This is a genomic window from Pseudoclavibacter terrae (assembly GCF_008831075.1).
Lineage (GTDB): Bacteria > Actinomycetota > Actinomycetes > Actinomycetales > Microbacteriaceae > Pseudoclavibacter > Pseudoclavibacter terrae.
On the sequence record NZ_WBJX01000005.1, the window covers coordinates 133612 to 153476 of the forward strand.

Sequence of the window (19865 nt, forward strand, 5' to 3'; positions counted from 1 at the left end):
ATGCACAATCTTGATGGGTTTCGGGCCGGTGAATGACGCGTCTGTTTCGGCGCCGTTGCGGCGCGGTATCCGATCGTGTCTTGACGACTTGGACGAGATCACGACGTTGTACGTGATGCAGGTGCGCACGCTCACCGGCTATGTCGAGTCGGTGATCGCGGAGCGCGATGTGCACAGTACGGCGTTCACGACGCTCGGTCTCATGTTCCGGCAGCTGGGTGGGGAGCGGCTCGAGGACGAGCTGCGGGCCCACTCGCGAGCGATCGGGCGCAAGCGGGTCCGTCAGGGGGTGCCGCTCGAGTCGCTGCTGCGGGCGGTGCGGATGGATTTCCGTTTCATCTGGCAGGCGCTCAACGACCGTCTGCCGGGTGAGGCGGATCGCCTTTCCGACGATGTTGTCGCAATTTGGGAGGTTGTGGAGGCGCATACGACAAGCGTGCAGTCGGGGTACATGCTCGAGCTGGGGCAGGTGAAGGCGGAGCTCGAGCAGGAGCAGGCGTTCCTGCTGCGTCGTCTGCTGCGCGGTGGTGTCGACGACTCGCAGTTGCATGTGCAGGCGGCGGAGGCGCTCGAGATTCCGCTTGTTGGTCCGTACTGGGTTGCGGTTGCGCATCAGGATGCGGCGGCCGGCTTCGTTTCGGACGTGCGGGCCGTTCTTCCTGCGGCCGTGTGCCTGCGCCTGGATGGTGTGGAGTTCGCGGTCATCGCCGGCTCGTCCGGCGTGGGGTCGTCCGGCGTGGGCTCGTCTGGCGTTGAGTCGGCCGGCCTGCGGTCTGTTGGGCTGCGGTCTGCTGGCGCGGGGTCTGCTGGCGTTGAGTCGGCGGGCCTGGGCTCTGCTGGTCTGCGCTCTGCTGGTCTGTCTGTGCAGTTGGGGCTCGCTGATCTGCAGGTGGGCGTGTCTCAGTCGGCGGCGACGCTGTCGTCGTTGAGTGAGATGTGGCATCTGGCGTCCGAGCTGGCTGAGTTCGCGGTTCCGGGGCGGGCGGCGCTGCTGGCGCAGCATTGGCCGAGTCTTGTCGTGCGGCGGCTTGGGCCGGTCGCGTCGAGTCTGGCTGCGGATTCGCTTCGTGATTTCGCTCGCCTGCCTTCGTCTGAGCGGACTCTGCTGGTTGAGGCCGTCGAGGTGTATATGACGAATGGTTCGGCGTCGAAGGCCGCGGGGGTGCTGTTCTGTCATCGGAACACGATCATGAACCGGTTGGCGAAGTTCGCATCGGTGACGGGGCTCGATCCGACGGTTCCTGATGACGCGGCCACGATCAAGCTGGTTCTCGCGGCGGAGAGGAGCGCACAGCAGGGTTGACGGTGGAACCGGTGTTTCGGGGACTCCTGGCTGGGGTCTCGTCTCTGACCGTTGGGCTGCCCGGGTCTAGAGTCCTCGATCGATCGGGGTCGCCGGTTTGGGGACGATTCCCCTGTCTGCGGTTGCGGCGTCAACGGTCAGCGGTTTCGATCCCTCTGCCTGTGGCGGGGTCTTCGGTCGGAGCTTTGGTCCTCCTGCCTTTGGTTTCAGGGTCTTCGGTTGATTGCTGGGCGTGGGGCCTGGTTGGTGTTGGTGTTGGTGGTGGGGTAGGCGCGGCGGCGGGTGGTTCGTCGTGGGGCGTGGTGTCCGAGGGCGGGGGCGACGTGCCAGCGTCCGCTGCTGCTTTGGGTGAGGGCGAGCCGTCCGCGGTGGACTTCGTGGTGGTGGAAGGAGCACAGCAGGATGCCGTGTCTCGCGTCGGTGGGTCCGCCTTCGCTCCAGGGCATGGCGTGGTGCACTTCGCACCAGCGCACGGGTGCGCTGCATCCGGGTGCTCGGCATTGCCGGTCTCGGATGGCGATGGCTCGGCGTTGGGCGGTGGTGAAGAGTCGTTGTTTGCGGCCGAGGTCGAGGATCTCCCCGGTGCTGCTGCGGGTCGCGACGCGGATGAACCCGTCGCACATCAGCTGCGCGGCGACGCTCGGCGGGACTGGTTCGCCGGTGCGCTCCAGGTGCGGGACCTCGTCGGGACGTTCCGCGGTTCCGGCGATGCCGGCCGTGGTGGTCACGATGATGACGGTGGGCGCTTCCCCGCCGGTTCTGGGCGCGTCGGGCGACTCGGCGTAGGCGCGGACGACCATCGTGAGCGCGTCGATGCGCTGCTGCTCGATGGAGCGCGGGTCCACTAACTGAACCTCGACGTCGTCGCGCTCACCCTGGCCGAAGCTGCCACCGTTGCCATCGCCGAGGCCGCAGTCGACGCCGTCGCCGTCGCCGTCGCCGAGCGTGTGGCTTCCACCGCCGCTGTCGGCGGCCGGAGCGAATCCGTGGGCACCGAGGGCCGGTGCGAGGGGTTCCCCGCACTCGGACGCGGCCGGGAACTCCACTCTCCGCCGCGGCGAGAGCAGCGCGTCGAACACCGACAGCAGCTGCTCCCCCTGCTCGGGCGTCGCCACGAACTTCCCGGCGACCGCGCCGTCGCTGCGGCGAGAGATCCACAGCCCGCGTTCCTCGGCGATCTTGTCGGCCCGCGGCTCGTCACCATCCGGGTCCAAATACGACACCCACGTCGCCGCCTGCACCTCCAGCACCTTCGGCGCCGCCGGCTGCTCGTCCTCCGGATTCACCCCGCACGCCGACGCGACCAGCTCCACCTCGGCCCGCGCCACCTCGTCGACGTCCACGCGGTTCCCGGTGTGATCCAGGCCCTTCGTGATCGCCGACGCCTGCGCGATCGACATGACCGCCGACCCCACCGCCCGAGACACGGCCGGATACCTCGCCGGGATCGTCTCGCCCGTGACGCTCATCCGCTCCCGCGTCGCCGCCGCCACCCGCACCAGCGTCGACGCCTCGAACGGCCGCACCGCGAGCACCTGCTCCACCATCGCCGTCAGGTTCCGGAACCCCGACTTCCGCGCCACCGACTCCGCCCGCGGCGACTCATCCTCCCGCCGCAGCAACTCGCCAGCCACCTCCACCAACGCCGCATCCAACACCCGCCGACGAGCCGCCAACTCCCGCAAAGCGACCACGACCTCCCCATCCGGAAGACCCGCCAGCTGACACCGCGCCTCGAGCAGCGCATCCACCACCGCCGTCTCCACTGACGACCGACGACGCGCCTCCTGCTCCGACTCCGATGCCACGATAACCTCCCCCAAGATCACCACCAGTCTACCCGATTGGACTCGTTCAATCCCTTCATCAACAGGGATTTTTTGAGTTATGCGAAGCTATATACGAAGGGTGTCCTTGGTGCCGTGAGTCTCCGCGATCCAGGCAGCTTCGGTGCCTTGAACTCGTCGACCGCGCGGTGCTCGGTGGGCCGAATCGACGCTCACCTACCATTCAGCAGACCACGAACCACCGACGCTGAGCACCTCGGGGCTGCGGTCGGAGTTGCTCGCATGTGTCGGCAGCGGCAGTCGTCGCCTTCAGGTCCCGCCTCGGTGGGCCTTGTCGGACGAAAGTGTCCGCCTGCACTCGCGTGCTGTCCGCTCCTGGCCCCACGCCGATCCTGCGCCGTCTGCGGCCGGTGTCGTGCCGCCCGCGACCTGTTCGCACGCGTCCACGTCCGCTCACGGGTGCCACCCTGCCGCCGTGCCGCTCGCTTGACGCTGGGGTGGCGTGCCGCCGTTCTCGTGTCGCCGCGCCGCTCGCGCGCCGCTTGGTTCGGTTCAATTCCGCTCTCACTCGGCTCTGCTCGGCCCGCCCGGCCCGGCTCTGCTGCGCTCAGCCCATGGCCCCCGGACGCCCCGCTCTGCTCAACCGGCTGTGCTCTGCTCTGCCCGGCTCTGCTCTGCCGTGCCCTGCTCGGCTCGGCTCGTCCCTGCTCTGCCCGCCCCGTCACGTCCCGGCTCTGCCAGACCCACCCGTCACGTCCCGGCTCTGCCAGACCCCCGCCGGCCCGGCCTTGCTCGGTGCCGCTTCCACGGCCACAGCCGCCGCCGTGCGACTCCCAAAGGCGTGAGCCGGTTACCCCTCGACTCGCGGCAACGCGGCCGATGCCACGATGTCGCCGCTCTCTGCGCGGATCTCCACGCTCGTGACCTCCTCGCGGAGTGCGGCCGCGTTGACGGCGCAGTTGATCTCGACCTCTGAGCCCAGGAACGTTCCCGAGCCGACGTCTTCGCCGGCTGCATCGACGACGACCACCGAGTAGAACTCGCCGCTCGGCAGCCCGTTGACGGTGAGCAGCGTCTCGGTGCCCCAGGTGTGGGCGACGACGCTGCCGTCGATCTCGACGCCGACGGGTTCGCCTTGGAAGTCGACGGGCTCGACGGCACCGAGGGTTCCGGGGTCGCCGACCGGCGGCGGCGTCTCGGGGCGGGGCAGGAAGGAGCCGCCGACGACGCCGACCACGAGGCCGACGGCGGCGATTCCTGCGAGCATGGCGCCTCCGAAGCGTGGGCGACGCAGCGGCGTGACAGGCGCTTCGTCGGCTTCGTCGGCTTCGCCGCGTCCGCCCGTTTCATCAGCGCCGTTGCGAGCGTCGATCGCGTCAGGCGAGTCGGCAGCCCCGGCAGGCCCATCCGCGTCAGCCGAGCCGGCAGTCCCGGTAGACCCGACCGCGCCAGCCGAGCCGGCAGCCCCGGTAGGCCCGTCCGCGTCATCTGCTCCAGCTTGACCACCGGCGGGCGTGGCTCGGTCTCCGTCACCGAGTTCGCGACTGTCGACGCCGCCACCTGCCCCGATCGCCAGCACGGCGTCACGGAGCCCGTCGCTCGGCGTCGCATCCAGCCACTCGGGGCGCCCGGAGACCTGCCCCGTCAGTGCCCGAAGCTCCGCCAGCTCGGCGTCGATGGTGGGGTCGGATGCGCGCATCCGCTCGAACTCGGCGCTTTCGCGGGCGGTCAGCTCGCCGACGAGGGCGGCGGCGATGAGCTCGCCGCGGCGGTCTGCGCTGTGGTCAGTCACGAGCTCCTCCGGGTTCGTCGAGGTGGCCGCGGACGGCGCGGAGGCCGTAGAAGACGCGGGTGCGGAGTGTGGCGACGGGCACCCCGCAGCGGGCGGAGAACTCAGCGTAGCTGTAGCCGGTGAGGTGGATGGCGATGATCGCGTCGCGCTGCTCGTCGGGCAGGAGGGCGAGGGCTTCCGTGAGGCCGAGTCCCGTGAGCGGGTCGGGTGTCTCGGCTGCTACGTCAACGTCTGCGGTGGATTCGTTGCTCGCGGAGATGCGGGGCAGTCTGTCGCGGGCGCGCAGCGCGTCGGCGATGACGTTGCGGGCGATCGCGAACAGCCAGGTGCGTTCGCCACCCTTCGCGGGGTCGAAGCGGTCGCGTGCTCGCCAGGCTCGGAGGAACGTCTCCTGCACGCAGTCCTCGGCGAGCGCGCGGTCGCGCAACGCGTTGATGGTGAAGCCGAGGAGCACGCTGCCGTGGTCGCGGAACGCAGAGTGGAGATCGAACGAGTGCGGCGCATCCGCCATGCGTGCGCATCCTCTCGTCGTCGACCCCCTGGCGCGGTCAACGATAACGGCAGTGCTCACGGCAACTCCCTCCGGCGACCCAACTGCGGTTGGTAGAGGGGTGTACTGCCTGACGGCCCGCCGCGTTCAGGGCGCCCCCAAAAAACTCTTGCGAAAAAGTTTGAGCTCGGATGAACGCGGATGCGCTGAGCCACGTATGCCCCTGTACGACGGCTCCACCGGGGAGCTGCGAAGCAGGAAGGCACCCCCTCATGCCCAAGCACACGTTCGCGAAGTCGCTCACCCTCGGCGCCACAGCTGTCGCCGCAATCGCGCTGGTCGCCGCCGCCCCCGCCACTGCCGAGACGGAGGTCGCCGAACCCGACTCCTTCACGAGCGCCTACACGGTCATGGCCACCCCGGATGCGGTCATCAACAACGACGGCGCTGTGACGCCGGGTGAGCCCGGATCGATGGGCCAGTTCGACTTCCGCATCAACTCCGACCTGAACATCATCTGCTACGACATCACCCTCACGGGCGTGACGGGCGAGTACGAGAGCCCCGCGAAGACGGCCACGCACATCCACGAGGCCGTCGAGGGCCAGGCTGGCCCGCCGCGCATCGCGTTCCCGAACCCCACCGACAACGGTGACGGCACGCGCACCAGCAGCGGCTGCCTCGAGGGTCCCTTCACGACGGGCATCAACAGCGACGCCGGCACGGACACGGGTGAGGGCTTCACGCTCAAGCAGATCGAGGCGAACCCGGCCGGCTTCACGGGCGACTCGCACACCGCTGACTTCAAGGCAGGTGTCGTGCGCGGCCAGCTCGTGCAGGTTCCTGTCGGCGGCGTCGACACGGGTGCCGGCGGCGCTGCTGCCGGTGGCCTCGACGCGACGACGCTCGGCTTCCTCGGCCTCGGCGGCCTCGCCGTCGTCGGCGCGGCTGGCGTGGCGGTTGCGCGCAAGGCTCGCGCAGCGGGTCAGTGACCGGGAACATCTCTCGAAAGCCGGGGCGCGCGCTGCGCGTCCCGGCGCTCGTCGTCACGGCCGCGCTCCTGTTGAGTGGATGCGCGGCCGCGGCGGGCGGGGACGGATCCGCTCCTGAGGTGGCCCAGCCTTCACCCGCGGCAGTCGAGGCGGCGCCATCCAGCGCCCCCGCGACCATGTCACCGACGACCGCCGCCCCCGCACCCGAAACCCAGCCGCCGACCGGGAGCGGTGGTGTCGAGGTCATGCCGGAAGGCATCGAACCCACCGCCGTCTCGATCCCCGCCATCGACGTCGAGGACACGCTCATCGACCTCGGCATCGCCGCCGACGGGAAGATGGAGGTTCCCGTCGACTTCGATGAGATCGGCTGGTTCACGGGCGGCGGCAAACCCGGCGGTCGCGGCCCGACCGTCATCGCGGCGCACGTCGACGGCCTCGCCGGACCCGCCGCGTTCTTCCGACTCGACGAGCTCGCTCGAGGCGACGTGGTGCGTGTGACCGACGCCGAGGGCGGGGGCACGAGCTACGAGGTCACCGAGGTCGTCACCGTCGAGAAGGCTGACTTCCCGACGGCACGCGTCTTCGGTGCAGTGCCCGGCGACGAGCTCAGGCTCATCACGTGCGGCGGCTACTTCGATCGCGACGTCGGGCACTACGACAAGAACGTGGTCGTGTTCGCGACGGCGGTCTCAGGCTGAGACCGGCAGTGGCTGCGCTGCAAGAAGCGGCGATACGGGTGGGAGTGTGACCGGCACGGACGTGAGTCCTGCCGGCTGTCATGTTGCAGACCAAGGGCGCCGGTGAGGTGGAGCTGGACAATGCGACCGTGAGCCGGACAGGCCGGTTCAGAACAGCGTCGTGATGGCCGTGATGATGCCGACGCTGATGACGAGGCCCGTGCCGCAGATCGCGAGCGCCTCCAGGGGGAGGGTCCTGCGCTGGTAGGCATCCCAGAAGCCGTCGCCGGCGATGACCTGCCGGCTTTCCGTCTCCTGGTCGATGCTCGTGTTCGTCATATAGCTAGTCTAACTAACTATTACGGCGGCGCAAGACGCCGGACGATCGGAGCGAGGAAGAACACGGTTGAGCACGACCGGCAAGCACTGGGTGGACGCGGCCGCAATCCCTTTTCGCGGCCGTTCCGAATGGATGGCAGACGCGGTGCCGCGTCCGGGTTCCGCACGCCGCACGCCCCAGCGGGGAACCCTCGATCGGGGACAGCTCAGGGCCGCGAGGTTCTGGGGTGTCGAATGTGAGGCCCACGATGATGCTCGCGATTGACGCAGCGCCGCAGCTCCCTGAACTGCAGGACGCGCCCACCGCATCCACTGCCCGCGTGGCGACAGGCTCGCAGCGGGCGCGGGCGCTCTCGCAGTTCAAGAGCGTTGCCGCCGCCGATGACAGCGACGAATGCTTGGCCGGGCTCGCCTCCCTTGGTGACGCGCACGCCTTCGACCTGCTGGTGCAGCGCTACCGCACGCTCATGTACGTGTGCGCGAGGCGGCGCCTCGGCTCGGACGCGGAGGCCGACGACGTCGTCCAGGAGGCGCTCGCACACGCCTGGACGAAGCTCTCCACGCTCAAGGATCTCGCCGCCGTCCGCTCGTGGATGCTGCGCATCGTCGCATCCAGGAGCGTCGACGTGCTCAGGCGGCGCCGGGAGCACGCCAGCGTCGAGGAGGCCGAGTTTGCGGCGCCGGACGACGGGTCGCCGACCACCAACGCGCAGCTCGCGCTCCTCTCCGCGGCCCTCCACATCGCCCTGTCCAATCTTCCCGAGCCGCAGCGCCGATGCTGGGTGCTGCGCGAGCTCGAATCGCTGAGCTACCAGGAGATAGCGGACGAGCTCGAGCTTCCGGTCAGCACGGTGCGCGGGGCGATCGCGCGTGCACGCAAGGCCCTCGCGGTCGCCATGGCCGAGTGGCGCTAGGACGTGCGTGCGCCGGCATCGCCTGGTCGGTCAACTCGTGTCGACGGAGTTGGACCAGCGGTGCCAGCTGGTTCCCCTCTATCGGCCGAGCCAACCGCCGTCGACGGCCAGGATCGTGCCGTGCACGTAGTCGGCGTACGGCGTGCAGAGGTATGCGACGGCGTTCGCAATGTCGTCCGGCAGCGCCCAGCGTCCGGCGGGGATGCGTTCGCTCAGCTGCCTGAAGCGGTCGGGGTCGGCGAGCAGCGCCTCGTTCATGTCGGTCTGCACGTAGCCAGGGGCGACGGCGTTGACGTTGACCCCGTGTGAGGCCCACTCGTTGCTCAGCGCCTTGGTGAGCTGCGCGACGGCCCCCTTGGAAGCGGCGTAGGCGGGCACGCGGAGCCCGCCCTGGAAGGAGAGCAGTGAGGCGAGCGTCACGATCTTGCCCCCGCCGCGCGCCACCATGTGGGCACCGAAGCCCTGGCTGAGCTGGAACACCGCGCTCGTGTTGACCTGCAGGACCCTGTTGAAGTCGGCGAGCGGGAAGTCGACGGCGTCGTGCCGGATCTGCGTTCCTGCGTTGTTCACGAGGATGTCGACGGCGCCGATCTCCGTGATGGCGGACCCGATCGACTGCTCCTCGGTGAAGTCCACCGAGACGCTGGTGAGGCGACGGCCGAGTTCGTCCGCCAGCTGGCGCAGGTCCTGGGAGGCTGGCCCACGCTGGAGCGCAGTGACGTCGGCGCCGCTGCGCATGAGCGCGACGGCCACCGCTTCACCGATTCCACGTGAGGCTCCCGTGACGACCGCGGTCTTCCCGAGCAGCACCCCGTCAAACATCGGCTCGCTCCTCGGACGCGCGGGTGGCGAGCGCCCCGGCGTTCACCGTGTTGCGGACCTCCCGGCCAGCGCAGACGTCGAGAATGTTCTGCATCGCGCGTCGCTTCAGCTCGGAGAACGACTCCTCGCTGTACCAGGCGGCGTGTGGTGTGAGCAGCACCTGCTCGAAGCCCAGCAGCTCGCTCGTCAGGGGGAGCGGCTCTTCCTCGAAGACGTCGAGTCCGGCGGCCGAGACGACGCCCGCGCCCAACGCTCTGACCAGGGCGGCAGTGTCCATGACTCCGCCCCGACACGTGTTGACGATCTTGATGCCGTGCTTCATCCGCGCGAACGCAGCGTCGTCGATGAGGTGCTTCGTCTGCGGGATGAGGGGGAGGTGCAGCGAGAGGATGTCGGACTGCTCGAGGAGCCCCTCCGGGGTGACGACCAGTGTCCCGTCTGGCGTGGTCTCTCCGGGGCTGAAGCGTGGGTCGCTTCCGATGGTCTGCAGTCCAAGTCCCCGTGCTTTCCGGGCGGTCGCCTCGCCGATGAGGCCGAGGCCGTAGAGGCCAAGTGTGGTCGCGGAGAATCGGTGCAAGGGCTGCGCCGGGCCGAGGTCTGAGACGCCGCGGCGCAGCCCCTTGTCGAGAGTGGGCAGGCCACGGAGGAGCGCGACGATGTGCGCGATCGCGTGGTCGCTCACGTCCTCCGTGCCGTAGTCGGGCACGTTGCAGACGGCGACGCCCCGCGACGTGGCGGCGTCGACGTCCACGGTGTCGACTCCCACGCCGTACCGACCGACGGCTCGCAGGCCGGGCAGTGCTGAGAGCACGGCTGCGCTCACCGGCGCGTACTGGGTGAGGATCGCGGCCGCGCCACGGGCGGCGGCGATGACGTCGGCTTCGCTGGCGCAGTGCGCGACGACCAGCTCATACCCTGCCTCGCGTGCGAGCGCGCGCTCGATGTCGGTGCTGCCATGGTCGCAGTCGGTGATGACCACTGTGGGGGCTTGGTGCACGAGATCCTCCGTTGGACTCAGAATTTTGGAACATCATTCCATATTCCGTCGCAGGTAGTGTCCGCCGGCGAGCCTCTCTGTGGTGGTTACAGGCCCTCGGGGGCGCCGAGCACGGCCGAAACGCGGCGGGCAGCGCGGACCACTTTGGTGCCGAGCTCTGCCAAGCGCTCGTCGCTGTCGAGTCGGCTTGATGGGCCCGCGATGCTCATCGCCGCGCACACGATTCCGGAGAAGTTGAAGATGGGCGCCGCCACGCCGCGGATGCCGTCGCGGTTCTCGCCCCGGTCGATGGCATAGCCGCGTTCGCGAGTCTCGGCGAGGTCGCGGTACAGCTGGTCGAAGGATGTGATGGTGTGGGCGGTGCTCCCGACCAGCGTCTCGGGAAGGCGTTCCCTGCGCTGGTCGCTCGGGAGCTGCGCCAGGATCGCCTTGCCGATCGCGGTCATGTAGGCCGGGCGGGTGTCTCCCACCTTGCTGAAGATGCGAATCGGCTTCGGGCTGTCCACGAGCTCGATGTAGACGACGTCCTTGCCTGTCAGGACGCCGAGGTGCGCGGTCTCGCCCGATTCCGCGACGAGCTCCCGGAGGACCGGCAGTGCGGCCCGACGGTAGTCCAGGCGGCTCAGGTACTCGGCTCCGAGCTTCGCGGTCAGCATGCCGAGCGAGTAGACGCCGAGCTCCTCGTCGAAGTGGAGCATGTCGCGCCTCGTGAGCGTCAGCAGCATCCGCTGGGTGGTCGCCTTGCTGTAGCCGAGGATGCCGGTGCACTCAGCGAGCGTCACGCCCGGCCGGGGTGCGGCTGCGATGTACTCGAGGATGTCCATCGCCTTCTCGAGGCTCTGCGTTCCCGTCACCCGCTCTGCTGAGGTCAGTCCTCCAGATGAGATCACTCGATCAGTCATGGACTTCCGTTCTTTCTGGGCGGGCTGTCGCCGCTGAATGGTGATCGGCAGTGCTCCGGCACATTTTACAAAGCTGCAACGAATTTTCTATTGCAGGTGGTCGCGAGCTTATGGGACAGTGTTTCAAATTTCAACGCGCGCCAGTGGGCTTGGCACGCGGCTCCGCTCAGAAAGGTGCATGACGAATGGGCGCATTCCCCCTCGACCCGGTCAGCCAGCAGGACCTCGCCTCGGTGCCCCTCGGCCCAAGCGCCAATCCGGCACGCGTGATCTCCGGCGCCCCCCAGGCGCAGGAGCTCATCCTCCACGAGGACGCGACGACCGAGATCGGAGTGTGGGAGATCAGCCCAGGCAGCTTCCATTCGAGCAAGGTCGGCGTCTCCGAGTACATGTACTTCCTCAGCGGGGCAGGAACCATCACCAGGGAATCGGGGGAGGTCGTCCCCTACGGCCCCGGTGCCTACGTCTCGCTGCCAGATGGCTCGCACGTCGTGTGGGACGTGACCGAGCAGAGCCGCAAGCTGTACGTGATCACGCAGTCACCGGCATGACCGTGCTCAGTCAGGAACAAGGGCCGACGATGTCCCTGAACACGACCGGAATCCCGACCCCACGGCCACCGAAACGGTCGGCGTTCGACCTGGCGCGCCTGCCGAAGATCGCGCTCGCCCTCGCAGCGACCGGCTTCTTCGTGATCTTCTTCTTCTGGCCGCTCTTCGACGTCCTGCTCCGCAGCCTCAGCGTCGACGGCGTCATGGACTGGACGAACCCGCAGCTCACGCTCGAGCACTACCTGCGTCTCCTGCAGGACGACTACCTGCACCTCGTCGAATGGCGCACCGTCGTGCTCGCCTTCAACTCGACCGTCATCGCGCTGCTGCTCGGCTTCCCCGTCGCGTACTTCATCTCGCGCCTGCCTGGCAAGGCCGCCGGCGTCGTGCTGCTCCTGGTGCTCATCCCATTCCAGGTGTCGATCGTCGTGCGCCTCTTCGCGTTGACATCGATTCTCAGCCCGAACGGACTCCTCAGCGAAGCCAGCCAAGCCGTCGGCGGTGAGAGCTTCTCCCTGCTCTACACGCAGGGCGGCACGCTCGTCGGCACCGTCATGTACCTGCTGCCGTACATGATCCTCATCCTGTACTCGGGCATGACCAGCGTCGATCACAACGTCATCCTGGCGGCACGAACGCTGGGCGCCAGCGGCGTGCAGACCTTCACGAAGGTGTTCCTGCCGCTCGTGCGCACCTCGATCCTCAGCGCGTCGCTGCTCTGCTTCATCCTCGCGCTGAGCTTCTTCATCGTCCCCGCCATCCTCGGAGGCCCGCAGGAGCAGACGGTTGCCGTCTACATCCAGCAGCAGATCGATCTCTTCGAGTGGGGCGTGGCCTCCGCGCTCGGCATCGTGCTGCTGCTCGCGACGCTCATCCTCTACGTCGCCGTCATTCGAATCGGCGGAGGCTTCCAAGCGCCGGGCCTCGGGGGTCAGGCCAAGGGCGTCAGTCAGGAGCAGCGCTTCAAATGGACCCCTGGCACGGTCTTCACCGGCGCCATGACGCTCATCGCCCTCGTCGTGCTGCTCCTCCCGGTGCTCATCGTGTTCCCCCTCTCGGTGGGCGAGACGCAGACCGTGGTGTTCCCGCCTCGCGGCTTCACACTGCAGTGGTACGGGGATGTGCTCACCACGACGACCTGGCTCAACCCCATCGTTCGCAGCCTGCTTGTCGCGACCCTCACCGGGATCTGCTCCACCGCGCTCGCGCTGTACCTTGCGCGCGTGGTCCAGACTGCGAAGTCGGAGCGCACGAAGGTGCTCGTGTCCGGGCTCGCCTTCGCGCCGATCATCACCCCCGCGATCCTGCTCGCCATCGGCATCTACGCCGTGGAGCTGCGCCTCGACCTCGCCGGCACCATCCCTGGCCTCGTCTTCGCACACACCCTCGTCGCCTTCCCGCTTGCGTTCGCGATGATCAACACGTCGCTCGCGTCTCGCGGCCTCGACCTCGAGACGGCGGCCTGGACCATGGGCGCCTCACGGACGACCGCGTTCTGGACGGTGACCATGCGCGGCATGATCCCGGTGCTCGTCGGTGCCTTCGGGCTCGCGTTCATCACCTCCTGGGACGAAGTGGTGCTCGCGCTCTTCCTCCAGACCGGGCCAGTCAAGACGCTGCCGGTCACCATCTACCAGTACCTGGAGAGCGGCATCGTTCCCACGGTCCCCGCGATCGCCGCAATGCTCACGCTCCTGGTCGTCGCAGTCATCGTCGTCCAGCGCATCATGCAGTCGCGAAAGGCCGCGGCCGCGGCCCGCGCAGAGAAGAAATGAGAATCGACATGTCGTCCACGAACGCAGACGCTCCCGCAGGCGGCAAGCGCGGCGAGGTCAACGTCGACAAGGTGACCTGCGACTTCAGCGGCAACCGGGTGCTCCACGAGACCGATCTCACCGTGCAGGCTGGGGAGTTCTTCACCCTGCTCGGCCCTTCGGGGTCTGGCAAGACCACGCTGCTGCGCATCATCGCCGGTCTCATCGACTTCACCTCCGGCCGTGTGTCGATCGACGGCTCCGACGTCACCAGGCTCCCCACGCAGCAGCGAGACATCGGGTTCGTGTTCCAGAACTACGCGCTCTTCCCGCACCTCACGGTGGCGCAGAACATCGCCTTCGGTCTCAAGCTGCGGAAGGTCCGCGGCGCCGCGCTCACGAAGCGCGTCGACGAGATCCTCGACCTGACCGAGCTCGGCAGCCTCAAGGACCGCCACCCGTCCCAGCTCTCGGGAGGGCAGCAGCAGCGGGTCGCGCTCGGCCGTGCACTCGCGCAGCGCCCCCGCGTCCTGCTCCTCGACGAGCCGCTCGGGGCTCTCGACCGCAGGCTGCGGCAGGACCTCGGCTCCGAGATCCGTCGCATCCAGCAGGAGTCCGAGACCACGGCGATCTACGTCACCCACGACCAGGAAGAGGCCTACATCCTCTCCGACCGGATGGGCGTGATGGAAGCGGGCTTCATCCGTCAGGTCGGGGCTCCCCGAGAGGTGTACAGCGCGCCCACCAGCGCCTTCGTCGCCAACTTCCTCGGTGAGACCAACACGTTCCCCGGCGAGGTGGGAGGTCACGAGGCCGGCGCCACCGTCGTGCGCGTCGGGGACTACGCGGTCACCGCGACAGGGCAGCCAGCACTCAAGCCGGGGGAGCTCTGCACGCTGAGCGCCCGCCCCGAGCAGATCCGCCTGAGCACCGGCCTCGGGACCGTGCCTGCAGGATTCGAGCCCGTCGCCGACGTGACCGTCACGGAGGCGCGCTTCTTCGGACAGACCATCCGCGTGCGCCTCTCCGACGTCAACGGCTCGTACCTCGTCGACCTCGACTCCTCCGACTCCATCCCCGAGCCAGGCGCCCCCGCCGTGATGAGCATCCGCTCGCACAGCGCAGTCGTCCTCCCCGCAAACCGCTAACCGAATCCCCAGAAGGAACAACAATGCAGAAAAGACTGTCCAGGTTCACCTCCATCTGCGCCCTCGGCCTCACTGGAGCTCTCGTCCTCACCGCCTGCAGCTCCGCGGGCACAGACGGCACCGGCGGGGAAGCGGGGGCGCTGTCCGGCGACGTCCTCTTCTACGACACCAGCGGCGGCGACGTGTGGGAGGGGCTCAACGAGACCCTCTTCGCCGACTTCACCGAGGAGACGGGGGTGACCGTCACGGACGACTACAACGAGGCCTCCACGAAGTTCTTCGCCGCGGCCCAGAACGGGGCCGTCGATTGGAGCCTCGTGTTCCTGCCCTCGCTCAGCGACGCTCAGGAAGCCGCGGAGAACGGCTACCTCGCCGAGATCGACACGAGCATCGTGCCTGTCGACAAGCTCGTCGACGGCACCTACTCGGAGACGGGCATCGAGGTCGGCACGTTCGGGATGGTGCTCGCCTGGAACACGGAGAGCTTCCCCGCCGATGCTCAACCGCAGACGTGGACCGACCTCTACGACACGCAGGCCTTCCCCGGAAAGCGATGCTTCTTCAACAACCCGCAGTACGGCTGGACCCTCGAGTCCGCGCTGCTCGCCGACGGCGTCGCCGCTGACGAACTGTACCCGCTCGACGTCGACCGCGCCCTCGCGAAGCTGGACACCATCAAGAGCGACATCACCTGGTGGTCGAGCGGCGCGCAGTCGATCGAGAGCTTCGAGAACGGCTCGTGCGACCTCGGGATCGTGTGGGCCAACCGAGCCTCCGTCGCAGCGCAGAACGGGTTCCCCATCGACGTGAGCTGGGACCAGGCAGGCTACGCCAACAGCGTCTGGGCGATCCCGGCGGACGCACCGAACCCGGAAGCGGCTCAGCACCTGCTGAAGAGCGTCATCGAGAACACCGAGGGGCAGATCGCCTTCGGCTCGCGCGTGCCGACCCCCATCCCTGCTGCCACCAAGGGGCTCGAGGTCGACGGATTCGCCGCCGAGGTCCAGCCGTTCCTGCCGGTCGGCGAGAACACGGCCACCGCGATCACGCTCGACGCCGACTACTACAAGGCCAACAACGCCGACCTGACCGACCAGTTCAACCGCTGGGTCGCGCAGTAGTCACCCGGCGAGGCCCGGGGGAGCACACTCCCGGGCCTCGCACCCTTTCCCAACGCAGAGAGAAGGAACCATCGTGAGAATCGTCTGCATCGACGGCGAATCGCAGTACTACGACATCGTGAAGCGGGATGTCATCGAGCCGCTCGCCGCGGCCGGCCACCAGCTCGACTGGTTCGAGGAGCGCTTCGCCGACGCCGACGCGACCATCGCGAGAGCGCAAGGCTACGACGGCATCTACATCATCGGCGACCAGGGTCCGCTTCCCGAGCGCTTCCTCTCCGAGGTGCCAGGACTCAAGCAGGTCAGCTTCGTGGGCACCGGCGCTCACCGGTTCGTGAACGTCGCGGAGGCGGAGCGCCTCGGCATCACCGTCACCAACGTTCCCGATTTCGCCAGCCGCAGCGTCGCCGAGCACGCCATCGCGCTCATGTTCGCCGTGGCACGCCGCGTGCCGGAAGGCGACCGCGTCGTGCGCGCCGGCGACTGGCAGAAGAACCAGGGCATCAAGCTGCGCGGCCGCGTGCTCGGCGTCGTCGGCACCGGCGCCATCGGCCGAGAGGTCATCGACATGGGCCAGGCCCTCGGGATGGACGTGGTGTTCTGGAACCGCACGGAGCGGCCCGAAGCCGAAGCAGAGCTCCCAGCGCGCCGCGTGACGCTCGAAGAGCTGTTCCGCATGAGTGACGTGGTCTCACTCCACCTCACGCACACGCCTGAGACAGAAGGCCTCATCTCCGCCGAGCTGCTCGGCTCGCTGCCCGGCAACGCCATCGTCATCAACACGGCCCGCGACGAGATCCTCGACCGGGAGGCGCTCTTCGCGCTCCTGCGCGAGGAGCGCATCTTCGGTGCGGGGCTCGACGTCTTCGAATCGGAGCCGCCCCAGCTCGACCAGCTGCCCGTCGAGCAGCCGAACCTCATCCTCACCCCGCACATCGGCTTCCACACCGACGAAGCCGACGAGGTCTTCGCCATCGCGGGGCAGAACATCGTCGCGTTCGCCGAAGGCGCCCCGCGCAACGTCGTGCGCAGCGCCGCACTCTAGCCAGCAGCATCGGACATGAAGGAACCAATGGACATCCGCCACGCCACCCACCCCGACGAGATCGCGCACATGAGCGACGAGCAGCTGCGAGCCCGCTTCGTGATCAGCGACCTGTTCGTCCCCGGCAGCCTCAAGCTCGTCTACAGCCACGAAGACCGCATGGTGCTCGGCGGCGCGTCGCCGCTCCCCGGAGCAGCGCTCGACCTCGAGACCCCCGCGGAACTCCGGGCCGACTACTTCTGCCAGCGCCGGGAGCTCGCCGTGACAGGACTCGGCGGGCACGGCACGGTCGTCGTCGACGGCACGCGATACCCGCTCGGACACATGGACGCGCTCTACATCGGCCGCGGCGCCCGCGAGATCTCGTTCGAAGCAGACATCGAAGGCACGCGCTTCTTCCTGTCCTCAGCCGTTTCGGGAGAAGCCCATTCCACGACCCTCATCCCGAAGGCCGAAGCCCTCACGACCGAGACCGGTGAGGTGGAGCACGCGAACCGGCGCATCGTGCGCAAGCACATCCACGAGGACGGCGTGCGCAGCAGCCAGCTCGTGCTCGGCATCACCGCTCCGGAGACCGGCAGCGTCTGGAACAGCATGCCGCCCCACACCCACGACCGCCGCACCGAGGTGTACGCGTACTTCGACCTCGACGAGAACGAGCGGGTCTTCCACTTCATGGGGCTGCCAGGCCAGACCCGCCACGTGCTGCTCAAGGACGGCGACGTCGTCATCTCCCCGGCCTGGTCGATGCACTTCGGGGTCGGCACCACCAACTACTCGTTCCTGTGGGTCATGGCCGGCGAGAACCAGTCGTTCGCCGACATGGACCAGATCACGGTGCCGCAGATCTGACCCGCACGGTGCGGTCCGCCGCACGCAGACAAGTGCGCCACACGAGGCTGCGCCTGGAGCTCATCGCTCCGGGCGCAGCCTCTTCGGCGTGATGCGCCCACGCGGCTCACAGCGGCGGGGTTCACGGCGTCGACAGCCGCCCAGGCGCTGTCGCCCGAGAACTCCGACGCGTTCCGGCAGGACGTCCTCGCGCGCGGGCTCACCGACGCGATGGAGGCGTACGGGAAGGTGTGAGGCGAGAGCGAGCCGGATGATCAGGTCGGCGTGACCTCGGGCGCCTCCCCGAGCGGGGACGCGTCCAGCCGCTCCCCGACGATCGCCATCGCTCGCTGCTGCACGGGGTTGAGCACCGAGGCCGAGTACTCGTCGAAGAGGCCGGCCGCGTCGGTCAGGTCGAGCTCCGGCGCATCCGCGCGCAGCGACTCGACGACCTGCGCGAACGTCGCGACGAAGCGGTCGATGAAGGCGTCGAACGCGCCGTCGCTGGTGCGGTCGCCGAGCTGATGGAACTCGGCGGTGATCGCGACGAGCTGCGGCACGATCTCGGGGTCGCTGAGCTGCTCGTAGTACCCGACCAGGTGCGGCATCCCCTGTTCGCCGACGAGGTGCGCGAGGAGCACGGTCTGGTCGCGATCCATCTGCTCGAGCTCGGGGGAGAGGTGGCCGGAGAGGGTGCCCATGAAGGCGGCGAGCTCCGGCGGCAGATCCGGGGTCGTGGGGAGGCCGCGCAGCTGCGCGATGAGGGCGCGTTGCGCGGTCAGCCGCTCGATCTGCGCCTCGAGCTCCGCGTCGAGCCGGTCGAGCATCGCGGGCGCATCGCTGCCGTGCTCGTCGAGGAGGTTCGGCATATCTTCGAGGGCGATGCCGAGTGCGGCCAGGCGACGGATGCGCAGCACTCGGATCAGATCGTGCACCCCGTACTGCCGGTATCCGTTGGAGGTGCGGGGCGGCTCATCCAGCACCCCGACCTGGTGGTAGTGCCGCAGCGCGCGCACCGTGACACCGGCGCGGCGGGCGAGCTCGCTGCTGTTCATCGCACACCACCCGCGTTCACGCTGACTGCCTGGGGTTCCAGTGTACGAAGCGGGCGGGCGGCGAGGCCGTAGGCGAACGCGCATCCCCACGCCCCGAGCAGCACAAACGCGGCCACATTGACGCTCGCGTACTCGGTGATCACGGCCGCGAGCATGATGCCAACCGACGGGGCCGCCGTGGTGAGCGCGTTCTGAGTGCCCATGATGCGGCCGCGCAGTTGCTCGGGGATGCGTTCGATCATGAGCACGCCGATGAGGCTGCCGAAGAGCCCGCTTGCGACGCCCATGACGAAGGCGCCCGCGAACACGACCCACACCGAGGTGAGGAGGCTGATGAGTCCGATGCCGACGGTTGTGCCGATCATGCCGACGACGAACCAGGCGCGGCGCGGGCCGCGGGTGCCCGAGATCGCGTAGGTGGCACCGCCGACGAGCATGCCGAGGGCGAGCGCGCTGAGCACGAACCCGAGGAGTCCTGGCTGGTCGACGAGCGTGAAGTAGACGGGCAGCACGAGTCCCTGGAGCCCCGCGAGCACGAACACCGACACGAGGCTGAGCGCCGTGGTGGCGACGAGGAAGGGACTGCTGAAGAGCGCCCGCCAGCCGTCGCGCAGCTGCGACCATCCGCTGCCGACCGGGGCGGATGCGCGCGTGCCGTCGTCGGCGACGATCTCGCCGACCGCCCTCGGGATGAGGAGGGTGGAGAGGGCGGCGAGGAGGGATGTGGCGGCGGTGATCCAGAGCACGGTGGAGCCGTTGAAGAGCACCATGAGGGTTCCGGCGGCGGCGGGGCCGATGAAGATGGCGACGGCGCTGAGGCTCTCGCGCACACCCATGAGGCGTTCGGCGCTGATGTTGCCGTGGCGCACGATCGCGGGGAGCAGGGCTTCGCGAGCGGTCATCCCTGGCACGTCTCCGAGGGATCCGATGATGCCGAAGAGCACGAACCAGCCGAGGTTGAGCCCCGACACGAGGTCGATGATCGGCAACGCGGCGATCGAGGCAGCCGAGATGAGGTCGGTGACGACGGATGAGGTGCGCCGGTTGATGCGGTCGATGACGACCCCCATGAAGAGGCCGGCGAGCACCGCCGGAATGGCGGTGGCCGCGGCGACCGTGCCCGCCCCGAGGGCGCTGCCCGTCGTCGAGAGCACGATGAGCGGGAGGGCGACGCCCGCGATCGAATTGCCGAGCAGGGACAGGACGTGCGACGCGAGGTAGGTGACCGGGAGGAGGTTCATGGACCCCAGCAGAAACTATGACGTTGGGGCGGGGTCAAGCGGGCCTAGCGACTGCGCTCTGCGCGGCCTCTCTGATGGGTACGAACTCGAACCAGGCCCTG

19 protein-coding genes are annotated in these 19865 nt (G+C 68.5%); 10 read left to right on the forward strand and 9 right to left on the reverse strand.

Annotated features, from left to right (window positions below; all coding sequences use genetic code 11):
• The first annotated feature begins 88 nt into the window (after nucleotides 1-88).
• The gene (locus F8O03_RS14460; protein WP_151424492.1) at nucleotides 89-1303 is read left to right on the forward strand and encodes an RsbRD N-terminal domain-containing protein; all 1215 of its coding nucleotides are present in this window, start codon (nucleotides 89-91) and stop codon (nucleotides 1301-1303) included.
• 206 nt (nucleotides 1304-1509) lie between these two features.
• On the opposite strand, the gene F8O03_RS14465 is transcribed toward F8O03_RS14460, so the two are convergent.
• The 3 genes from F8O03_RS14465 to F8O03_RS14475 all read right to left on the reverse strand — a co-directional run bounded on the left by F8O03_RS14465 (nucleotide 1510) and on the right by F8O03_RS14475 (nucleotide 5453).
• Nucleotides 1510-3135: an HNH endonuclease signature motif containing protein gene (locus F8O03_RS14465; RefSeq protein WP_341872796.1), complete on the reverse strand. Its 1626-nt coding sequence runs from the start codon at nucleotides 3133-3135 to the stop codon at nucleotides 1510-1512.
• A gap of 805 nt (nucleotides 3136-3940) precedes the next feature.
• Complete coding sequence (locus tag F8O03_RS14470) at nucleotides 3941-4882, reverse strand: hypothetical protein (protein WP_151424494.1); 942 nt, start codon at nucleotides 4880-4882, stop codon at nucleotides 3941-3943.
• A complete protein-coding gene (locus F8O03_RS14475; protein ID WP_244296299.1) occupies nucleotides 4875-5453 on the reverse strand; it encodes an RNA polymerase sigma factor in 579 nt (192 codons plus the stop codon). The genes F8O03_RS14470 and F8O03_RS14475 overlap by 8 nt, the downstream gene beginning before the upstream one ends.
• A 191-nt stretch (nucleotides 5454-5644) precedes the next feature.
• Between F8O03_RS14475 and F8O03_RS14480 the strand changes: the two genes are divergently transcribed.
• Together F8O03_RS14480 and F8O03_RS14485 are read left to right on the forward strand one after the other, a co-directional pair.
• On the forward strand, nucleotides 5645-6364 hold the full coding sequence (locus F8O03_RS14480) for a CHRD domain-containing protein (RefSeq protein WP_151424495.1): 720 nt from the start codon (nucleotides 5645-5647) through the stop codon (nucleotides 6362-6364).
• On the forward strand, nucleotides 6361-7065 hold the full coding sequence (locus F8O03_RS14485; protein ID WP_244296300.1) for a class F sortase: 705 nt from the start codon (nucleotides 6361-6363) through the stop codon (nucleotides 7063-7065). Before F8O03_RS14480 ends, F8O03_RS14485 begins: the two co-directional genes overlap by 4 nt.
• A 147-nt stretch (nucleotides 7066-7212) precedes the next feature.
• Here the strand turns inward: F8O03_RS14485 and F8O03_RS18130 are convergent, their stop codons facing one another.
• Complete coding sequence (locus tag F8O03_RS18130; RefSeq protein WP_167516592.1) at nucleotides 7213-7383, reverse strand: hypothetical protein; 171 nt, start codon at nucleotides 7381-7383, stop codon at nucleotides 7213-7215.
• 227 nt (nucleotides 7384-7610) lie between these two features.
• Here F8O03_RS18130 and F8O03_RS14490 point away from each other — a divergent pair, with 227 nt between their 5' ends.
• Complete coding sequence (locus F8O03_RS14490) at nucleotides 7611-8297, forward strand: RNA polymerase sigma factor (RefSeq protein WP_244296301.1); 687 nt, start codon at nucleotides 7611-7613, stop codon at nucleotides 8295-8297.
• Between the two features lie 78 nt (nucleotides 8298-8375).
• Here F8O03_RS14490 and F8O03_RS14495 read toward each other — a convergent pair whose 3' ends face one another.
• The 3 genes from F8O03_RS14495 to F8O03_RS14505 all read right to left on the reverse strand — a co-directional run bounded on the left by F8O03_RS14495 (nucleotide 8376) and on the right by F8O03_RS14505 (nucleotide 11018).
• Nucleotides 8376-9119: an SDR family oxidoreductase gene (locus F8O03_RS14495; protein WP_151424496.1), complete on the reverse strand. Its 744-nt coding sequence runs from the start codon at nucleotides 9117-9119 to the stop codon at nucleotides 8376-8378.
• Complete coding sequence (locus F8O03_RS14500; protein ID WP_151424497.1) at nucleotides 9112-10116, reverse strand: C-terminal binding protein; 1005 nt, start codon at nucleotides 10114-10116, stop codon at nucleotides 9112-9114. The genes F8O03_RS14495 and F8O03_RS14500 overlap by 8 nt, the downstream gene beginning before the upstream one ends.
• Before the next feature lie 86 nt (nucleotides 10117-10202).
• Nucleotides 10203-11018, reverse strand: a complete 816-nt coding sequence (locus F8O03_RS14505; protein ID WP_151424498.1) for an IclR family transcriptional regulator — start codon at nucleotides 11016-11018, stop codon at nucleotides 10203-10205.
• A 185-nt stretch (nucleotides 11019-11203) separates the two neighbouring features.
• Here F8O03_RS14505 and F8O03_RS14510 point away from each other — a divergent pair, with 185 nt between their 5' ends.
• The 6 genes from F8O03_RS14510 (at nucleotide 11204) to kduI (ending at nucleotide 17489) form a co-directional block, all read left to right on the forward strand.
• Nucleotides 11204-11569 carry a cupin domain-containing protein gene (locus tag F8O03_RS14510; protein ID WP_151424499.1) on the forward strand — a complete coding sequence of 122 codons (366 nt, stop codon included), beginning with the start codon at nucleotides 11204-11206 and terminating at the stop codon, nucleotides 11567-11569.
• Between the two features lie 29 nt (nucleotides 11570-11598).
• On the forward strand, nucleotides 11599-13344 hold the full coding sequence (locus F8O03_RS14515; RefSeq protein WP_167516593.1) for an ABC transporter permease subunit: 1746 nt from the start codon (nucleotides 11599-11601) through the stop codon (nucleotides 13342-13344).
• A gap of 8 nt (nucleotides 13345-13352) precedes the next feature.
• Nucleotides 13353-14471 (forward strand): ABC transporter ATP-binding protein, encoded by a 1119-nt coding sequence (locus F8O03_RS14520; RefSeq protein WP_167516594.1) that lies wholly within the window; start codon nucleotides 13353-13355, stop codon nucleotides 14469-14471.
• A gap of 23 nt (nucleotides 14472-14494) precedes the next feature.
• Nucleotides 14495-15592, forward strand: coding sequence for an extracellular solute-binding protein (locus F8O03_RS14525; protein ID WP_151424502.1), 1098 nt, complete (start codon nucleotides 14495-14497; stop codon nucleotides 15590-15592).
• Between the two features lie 73 nt (nucleotides 15593-15665).
• Entirely contained in the window at nucleotides 15666-16637 is a 972-nt protein-coding gene (locus F8O03_RS14530; RefSeq protein ID WP_167516595.1) for a 2-hydroxyacid dehydrogenase, read from the forward strand.
• Between the two features lie 15 nt (nucleotides 16638-16652).
• On the forward strand, nucleotides 16653-17489 hold the full coding sequence (gene kduI, locus F8O03_RS14535; RefSeq protein ID WP_244296302.1) for a 5-dehydro-4-deoxy-D-glucuronate isomerase: 837 nt from the start codon (nucleotides 16653-16655) through the stop codon (nucleotides 17487-17489).
• Nucleotides 17490-17743: 254 nt separating this feature from the next.
• On the opposite strand, the gene F8O03_RS14540 is transcribed toward kduI, so the two are convergent.
• Nucleotides 17744-18523 carry a MerR family transcriptional regulator gene (locus F8O03_RS14540; protein WP_167516596.1) on the reverse strand — a complete coding sequence of 260 codons (780 nt, stop codon included), beginning with the start codon at nucleotides 18521-18523 and terminating at the stop codon, nucleotides 17744-17746.
• The gene (locus F8O03_RS14545; protein ID WP_151424505.1) at nucleotides 18520-19764 is read right to left on the reverse strand and encodes an MFS transporter; all 1245 of its coding nucleotides are present in this window, start codon (nucleotides 19762-19764) and stop codon (nucleotides 18520-18522) included. Before F8O03_RS14545 ends, F8O03_RS14540 begins: the two co-directional genes overlap by 4 nt.
• Nucleotides 19765-19865 lie beyond the last annotated feature (101 nt).